The 7,769-nt window shown below is 50.1% G+C and carries 5 protein-coding genes; 3 read left to right on the top strand and 2 right to left on the bottom strand.

The window, feature by feature from the left end; translation table 11 throughout:
* Nucleotides 1-965, bottom strand: a 965-nt coding sequence (locus tag BCM02_RS11625; RefSeq protein WP_246183335.1) for an IS1182 family transposase, incomplete at its 3' end; no start/stop codon positions are given.
* Nucleotides 966-1,646: 681 nt separating this feature from the next.
* Nucleotides 1,647-3,893, bottom strand: coding sequence for an AraC family transcriptional regulator (locus BCM02_RS11620; protein WP_148929208.1), 2,247 nt, complete (start codon nt 3,891-3,893; stop codon nt 1,647-1,649).
* A gap of 239 nt (nt 3,894-4,132) precedes the next feature.
* On the opposite strand from BCM02_RS11620, the gene BCM02_RS11615 reads away from it, so the two are divergent.
* The 3 genes from BCM02_RS11615 (at nt 4,133) to BCM02_RS11605 (ending at nt 7,651) form a co-directional block, all read left to right on the top strand.
* Nucleotides 4,133-5,023, top strand: coding sequence for a carbohydrate ABC transporter permease (locus BCM02_RS11615; protein ID WP_148929207.1), 891 nt, complete (start codon nt 4,133-4,135; stop codon nt 5,021-5,023).
* Between the two features lie 62 nt (nt 5,024-5,085).
* Complete coding sequence (locus tag BCM02_RS11610; protein ID WP_187434160.1) at nt 5,086-6,654, top strand: ABC transporter substrate-binding protein; 1,569 nt, start codon at nt 5,086-5,088, stop codon at nt 6,652-6,654.
* Between the two features lie 76 nt (nt 6,655-6,730).
* Nucleotides 6,731-7,651 (top strand): ABC transporter permease, encoded by a 921-nt coding sequence (locus BCM02_RS11605; protein WP_342791303.1) that lies wholly within the window; start codon nt 6,731-6,733, stop codon nt 7,649-7,651.
* Nucleotides 7,652-7,769: the final 118 nt, after the last annotated feature.

Genomic DNA, 7,769 nt, shown 5'->3' with positions numbered 1-7,769 from the left:
TCTTCTCCGCCATAGCCGGCGTCCGCAATGATTGTGCTAGGCAGTGCACCTAATGCGTGTTTCACTTTCTCCAGATGCGGCTTCAGGCATCTGGTATCCGTTGGACGCTGGTGAACGCTGTATCCCAGGATGAATTGGTTCTCGGTTCCGATCTGTACATTGTAGCCGGGTTTGAGCTGACCATTTCGCATATGGTCTTCTTTCATGCGCATGAAGGTGGCGTCTGGATCTGTTTTGCTGAAACTGTTGCGGCTCCCCAAGATGGTTTGCTGGGATTCGTACTTTTGGAGTCGCGGCAGCAGGTCTTTACGAAGGATGCGAACTGTTTTCTTGAGCGGCTTGTCCTTTGGTTTCGCTTCGAGTCGTTGTTCGAGCTGCTGCACCGCATGTTCCAGCTTCTCGCTCGTCATGTCTGCTGCTTCACCAAGCTCACTTAGATCCAGACCGCGGAGGACTTGGTCTTCCTGCTTCTCCGCTTCTTCGATGGTCGCGAACAAGGTCTGTACTTTCTCCTGCAGTTTCATTTTGTGTTTAATGACCGCCTTACCCCAGACGAAGGTGTAACGGTTCGCATTGGCTTCGATCTTGGTCCCATCGACGAAGTAATGCTCGAGTTTGACGTACTTGGCTTCGACGAGAAACTGAAGAACGGCGGTGAAAATGGATTCCAATACGTCTTTCATGCGCTCGGAACGAAAGCGATTAATGGTGCGGAAGTCTGGGCGCTGCCGCGCGGCCAGCCACATGAACATGATGTTCTCCCGAACAGCTTTAGCAATTTGGCGCGAGGAGTAAATCCGCTGCGTGTAGGCGTAGATGATGATCTTCGTCAGCATTTTGGGGTGGTAGCTGTCCCGACCGCCGCCGGGATAGGCCTTGGTGAAGAGGTTCATATTTAAGCGGTCGACCGCATCATTGACGATGCGAACGAGATGGTTTTGAGGGATATCTTCTTGCAAGTCCATTGGCAAGGACAGTTAGTCCATGGTATATTCTTTGTACAAAAGAAGCCTCTCCTTTGGTTGGATGGTTGGTGGTACTTCCATTCTAACAAGGACAGGCTTTTTTTGTTTTGAAATTTTGAGTGGTTACCTCAAACGGAGAGGTGAATGCTGCTTTCCCTTCCAGGGAACGCAAGCCAATCACCTTTGGTCGCATGATTCTGGAGAAGCGTCAGCGTTCGCCTTTGTGAGCGGATTCCTACCTTAGCCAAATACATTCAAGGAATCCGGGAACAACAGCGATCGGAAGAACATGCGACCGCGCAGTGGATACGGTAACCAAAGATGTTGTAAGAAAACGGGGGTGTCTCATCGTCATCATTTGATGACTTTTGGGACACCCCCTTTTTTTGTTGCACGATTGACTTGGATTAAAGGAATACTGCATGTGCATAAATATTCATCGGATGTATACTGAATTAACGAGCACTTACGTTTTTTTCTAATGAATTCGGGAATAAAGGCGTTGGCCTGCACCGCGATTGCCGCATTGACCGATGCGGCATGATCGAGACGGCGAAGGCCTAGCTGCAGGAGCGGCTTGCCGGCGCAGCATATGGTTGCCCGATTCCGAAGGAGAGCAACCGCCTAAGCTCCGGCCGCAGCGGGTGGGGTGAAATAAGATACGACAATTAACGAAATCATCTATTCACTCGCATTCTGGCGATATTCGGCTGGCGTAATCCCGGCATATTTTTTGAACACCTTATAGAAGTAGGTGCTTTGATTATAGCCGGTCCTCTGCGAGATCTCCTCAATCGAATGAGGCGTGGAGGCGAGCAGTTCCTTCGCCCGGACGATCCGGAATTCATTGACATAATCGGGGAGTGACTTATTGGTAATCTGCTTGAAGATACGCCCCAGATAGGCAGGGGACAGATCCAGGAGCTCTGCGATTTTGTTTAAGGATAATTCCCGGTCGGCATAATTCTGCTGAATGATTCGGTCAATGGAAGCGATCAAGCTGTCATGCTTGGCGCTTTTTTTGTCTTTGAAGCCGAAGCATAACTGATCGATCAACTCGCAGAAATGCATCCGAACCTCCTGCAGCGTCTCCAGCTTATGCATCTGATTGATGAACGCGCCAAAATCATAATCTGCTCTTCGGCCTGCGCTCTTGTCCATGTGGGCCGATATCGTACTGATCGAGAAGGCCAATTGGTTAAACAGCATGTTGTACGCGACGTAGGGGGAGGAGGTGACGGAATCCACGATTTCGCCGAACCATCGCTTCGACTCTGCTGCTTTACCCAGCTTAAGCGTCTCCAGCATGTTGCTCTCCAGCTGGGCGGGATAGATGAAGGGAGCCGGCGCGTCCGAACCATGCAGACGATTATGCAGGATACAACGATAGCCAACCATGAATTTCCATCCTAACTGCTGGTGGGCTTCTTTATACAAGTCGGATACTTCGGTCAGACGGTCACCAATTTGGCTAATGGAAGCAGAAATGGACAGATTGAGATAGTGCTCGACGGAATTCTGCACGTTATGTACGGCATCGATCAATGCATGTTCGTCCTGAAGACGCCCGTTCAGAAGTATAGCAATGCTCTTCTCATCGTCATCGATACATTCGCAGCGCCCCAGTCTGGTGAACCATTCGGATGCGATATTCATCACGCCATACTTGAGCAGCAGCCGGTCTTTATAGGGATACTGACGTGAAATCGAGTCGAAACGGTCGATAACGAAAAGGATAACCGCATAATCTCTGGCAGGATCCAGGGCGAGATCCAATTCCTGGAGCTCCTTCTCCAGATCATGAGGCTTCATATTCGCGCTATGATGCAGCAGCTGGCGCAGAAAATTCTGCTTCCATTTATCAAGATGAGTGTGCTTTTCTTTCATCAGCACGTTCAATCTGACGATGACCTTATCGATAGGCTTATACAGCGATTTCGACAGGAAGAAGGAAATGCCAAGCCCGATCAGCAGAATGACGAAGCAGATCAGAAGCACTGTATTCTTCATCGTCTCGATCTTTCCCAATATCGTCTCGTAAGGCAGCACCCGTATGAAGATCCAATTCGTGACCTCATGCTTCGAATAGACGACGAGCGATTTGACCCCTTCCACTTCATCGACAAAATAATCGGAGGCTTGACTGTCAGAGGCAGCCAACACCTTGTTCACATAGGGCTTATTCTGCAAATTAGCCAAGAAAGGCATCGTATCGGTGCTGGTGACCAGCGTACCCGCACTGTCAATGATAAACGTGGATCCAGTCTGATCTTTATCCAGGCTTAGGATCGCTTCCTTCATCCATCGCTCAGGGACGTTCAGGATGATGACATTGTCGAGCTCCTTGGATTGTCCCAGCAGATCGTAAAATACGAATGTATACACGTTGGCGGTTTTGGTGTCTTGGAAGGGAGTCTGAACAGGTATTGCCCGGGGAATAGGCGCAAGGCGTTTATAGCTGCTGAAGTTCTCGATCAGTTTGCGGGCGTCCCCATCATAGAAATCCTCGAAGCTTTGAACGGCATTGACATAGGAAGGGGTGGAGGCGTAGAACGTCTTCGAGCTCTTGCTGTAAAGGTAAATGGAATGGAAGAAATAGTTCACATTCAAGTAAGTATTGAGATGATTCAGAGCGGCGGTAATCTCCGCGCTCCCCGGCGAAGGATAATGCAGCAGCCGGTCGAAGCGAGGGTCCTCATAAAGCTGAAGCGCATAATTGGTGGAGTTCTCAATCATTGACTTGGCGCCGTAGCTCGTCTGGGACAAGCTGTTCTTCTCCGAAGCATATAGGTTCGATAAGGCGATCTTCTCGAAGCTGGAATAGAGCGTGAAGGACAAGGTGACGACGGTAAGGAGGATGCAAACGATGAGGGACAGAAAGATGCTGGCGTAGAGCCTGTTCGGTGCGCGGGCTGCAATCAATTTCATCCGTTATCCATGCTCCTTCGTTATGGAGAATCGATGTTGTCATTATTATAAAGAAATTTAGAAGAACGGGTAAGCCCATGTACAAAAAATGTAAAGCGGAGCAGATTCGTATAGCGGGATTCCACAAAAAAGCACAGCAGTTTCAACGGTTTTTGAAGTATACGGGGCGCGGGGCCGTCGTCTACTATGGGATTAGGAAACCGGTTGACCTGTACAACGCCATATCGACGGAGGGATCCATGAAGAGCAAGTTGACGTTAGAGAAAATGGGGTTCAATCTGGTCGGCTATCTGTTGATCATGTTGTTCGCGGCGATGTGTTTAATCCCCTTCCTTATGATTGCGGTCGGTTCCATAACCGAGGAGTCGCACATTATTAAGAACGGTTACAGCTTATTCCCGCAACGCTTTTCTTTGGATGCTTATCAGTTCATCTTCGATAATCCGCGGCAGATCGCATCCGCCTATCAGATCACGCTGCTCGTCACGGTCATAGGCACGTTAGCAGGGCTGTTCATAACGGCGATGACCGCTTATGTGCTGGGACGGAAAGACTTCACGTACCGGAATATGTTTGCCTTCTATTTCTTTTTCACCACGCTATTCTCGGGCGGACTTGTGCCTTGGTATATCCTGATCGTGAAGTACCTAGGGTGGAAGGATTCGCTGCTTGCCTTGATCGTGCCTTCTCTGTTGAATGTGTTCTACATCATTATTATGAGAAGCTTCATCAGCTCGACCATCCCTGATGCAATCAGCGAGTCGGCCAAGATGGATGGCGCGGGAGACTTCCGCATCTTCGTCTCCGTCATCTTGCCTCTGTCCAAGCCGGCGCTGGCTACAATCGGCCTGTTCATTGCCTTGAATTATTGGAATGATTGGTATCACGCCACGTTATTCATCAACAAAGAGCATCTGTATCCGCTGCAATATTTTCTTTACCAAGTGTTGAACAGCATGTCGTTCGCGAATGCCTCGGTTGCATCGCAAGGGGCGGTCGTCATGGAGACGCCGAAGGAGTCGTTCAAGCTGGCGATGACGGTTATTGCCACCGGGCCAATCGTGCTGCTGTATCCGTTTGTGCAGAAGTACTTTATTCAAGGCATTACGATCGGTTCGGTAAAAGGATGACCCCGGCTTCGGCCGCTCATCATACATGCGAGATCCAAGTAAAAAGGGGGCGGAATGGATCGATGAAACCTGTAAAGCTGCTGATGGTGCTTAGCTTAGCTCTGGTCATGTTTGCGGCAGGCTGTTCGAACAACGCGGAGAAGGAAAATGCACCGCCGGCATCGAGCGCCGACACCGGCAAAAGCACGAACACATCGTCTGAAGCGGGCAAGCCGGATATTAGCGAAGAAGTGAAGCTGAAGATGTACCTGGTTGGCGAACAGCCCAAAGATATAGGGCTTATCTACGATGAAATCAATAAGATGCTCAAACGCGATATCAATGCAACGGTCGAGCCTATTTTCCTCTCCTGGGGAGATTACCTGCAGAAGTACCCGCTGCTGTTCGCAACAGGCGAGGAATTTGACTTGGTGTTCTCCGCGAACTGGGTTAAATATGGCGAGCAGGCGTTGAAAGGCGCATACCTTGAGCTCACGCCGGAGCTGCTGAACACGTATGCTCCGCTGACGATGAAGGAAATGCCACCGGAGGCCTGGGAACAAGCAAAGGTGAAAGGCAAAATCTATATGGCTCCTGCCTCGACGAAGGACTTCTCGATGGCTGTCGTTGGCGTCAGAGGGGATTTACGGGAGAAGCACAACATCCCGCCGCTCAAAACGATCGACGATTTCGAGAAATATCTGGACGCCATAGCCAAGAATGAGCCGAATCTGGTTCCTTTTGATGAAGGAATCGGCGCCTATACCCTATACGATTTCATTGTCGGAACCGAATTTACGCCCAAGTACGTGATCGGTAATTCGCATGTGACGGTGGACTTGAAGGACGCCTCTGGCAAGCTGGTCGACATTGCGCAGACGCCGCAATATTTGGAATTCGCGAAGAAAATGGCCGATTGGAGCAAGAAGGGCTACTGGTCGCAGAATGCGATGCTTAACAAGACGCCGATCCCGGAATCTTTCCTGGCCGGGAAGAGCGCCTCGATGGCCGGCAATATTCAAAGTATGAGTCTGAATGTAACGGCTGCCAATCAGCAGCATCCGGAATGGAAGGTCGAGCTGTTTGATCTGTATAACGGTAAAGCGACTTACGTGAATCCGTACATCGGCAACGGCATGTCCATCAACGCGAATTCCAAGCATCCGGAACGAGCTTTGATGCTGCTCGATTTGCTGCGGAATAACGAGGCGTACTTCAATCTGACGACCTATGGCATCAAAGGCAAGCATTACGAATTGACATCCGATAACAAAGTGAAGGCGCTGGGCGGCACCGATTCCGGCTACAGAGTCGATGCTGGTTCGCCGTGGGGTTGGAGAACGCAAGGACTGATCAAGCCGCTTGCCGATGAACCCGATGAGGTTGCGGCGATTAAAGAAGCATGGACGAAAAGCGCGATTACGAATCCGCTGCTTAATTTCGTGCTCGATACGTCGAACATCAAGAATGAATTGGCCGCGATCAAGAATGTGAAGGACCAATACATGCTGCCCATTACGCTTGGCATCGTGAACGACCCGGTGGAGGCCGTGAACACGCTTAACGCCAAGTTTAAGGAAGCAGGCCTCGATAAGCTGAAGGTTGAAGCGCAGAGGCAGATCGATGAGTATCTGAAGAATGTGAAGAAATAGAGGGAACAAGGACGAGAGAGGCTGCAAGATCAACCAACAGTCGCTCTCGTTCTTTCGTTACTTAGGAGGCGTCCGTATGCGGATGAAGCGCATAGCGCACGATTTGCGGAAAAATCGCACGATGTACGTGATGATGCTGCCCGCTTTCGTATTCTTTCTCGTCTTTAGTTATTTCCCGATGGCGGGCATGATCGTGGCCTTCAAATCCTACACATATACGGATGGCATCTTCGGCAGTCCATGGGCAGGCTTCGAAAATTTCGAATTCTTCTTTCAATCCGGCAAAGCATGGCTGGTGACGAAGAATACGATCGTGTATAACGTGGTCTTCATGATTGTGAACAACGTGCTGGAAATTACGATTGCGGTGATTCTGTTCGAGCTGGCAGGCAAGGTGTTCAAAAAAATATTGCAGTCGGTGATCTTCCTCCCTTATTTCATTTCATGGGTGGTCGCCGGAGCCATCGTCTATAACTTCCTCAATTATGAGTTCGGCTCGATTAATACGCTGTTGAAGTCGCTCGGCTTCCCGCCGGTCAACTTTTATAATACGCCAGGCTTATGGCCGTATATCTTGGTCTTCTTCAGCGCTTGGAAGGCAGTTGGGTATGGCACCGTCATCTATCTGGCGAGCATCGCCGGCATTGATACGGAAATGTACGAGGCCGCCAAAATCGACGGTGCGAACGTGCTGCAGCGAATCTTCTATATTACCCTCCCGTCGATCGTCCCGACGATGATCGTCCTCCTGCTGCTCAAGGTCAGCCAAATTGCCAGAGGCGACTTCGGCCTGTTCTACCAGCTCATCGGGAATAACGGGCTGCTATACGACAAGACGGACATTATCGACACCTTCTCCTTCCGCTCGCTGCTGGATATGCAGGAATTCGGGATGGCTGCTGCGGTTGGCCTGTACCAGTCCGTGCTCTGCTTCCTGATCATTCTGATGACGAATGAAGCTGTGAAGCGGGTGAATAAGGAGAGCTCATTGTTCTAATCGAGGAAGGCGATGAGAGGGGGGATGCGCTGGAATTGTTACCTAGCGGCATGGAAGAAGAACCGGATTTGGGGGATGACCATTATTTGAATAGGAGTTGATCAGGGAAGATGACTGC

The organism is Paenibacillus methanolicus (assembly GCF_008124765.1).
Classification (GTDB): domain Bacteria; phylum Bacillota; class Bacilli; order Paenibacillales; family Paenibacillaceae; genus Paenibacillus_Z; species Paenibacillus_Z methanolicus.
Note: the sequence above shows the minus strand (reverse complement) of the source record. Positions and strands in the feature narration are given on the sequence as shown.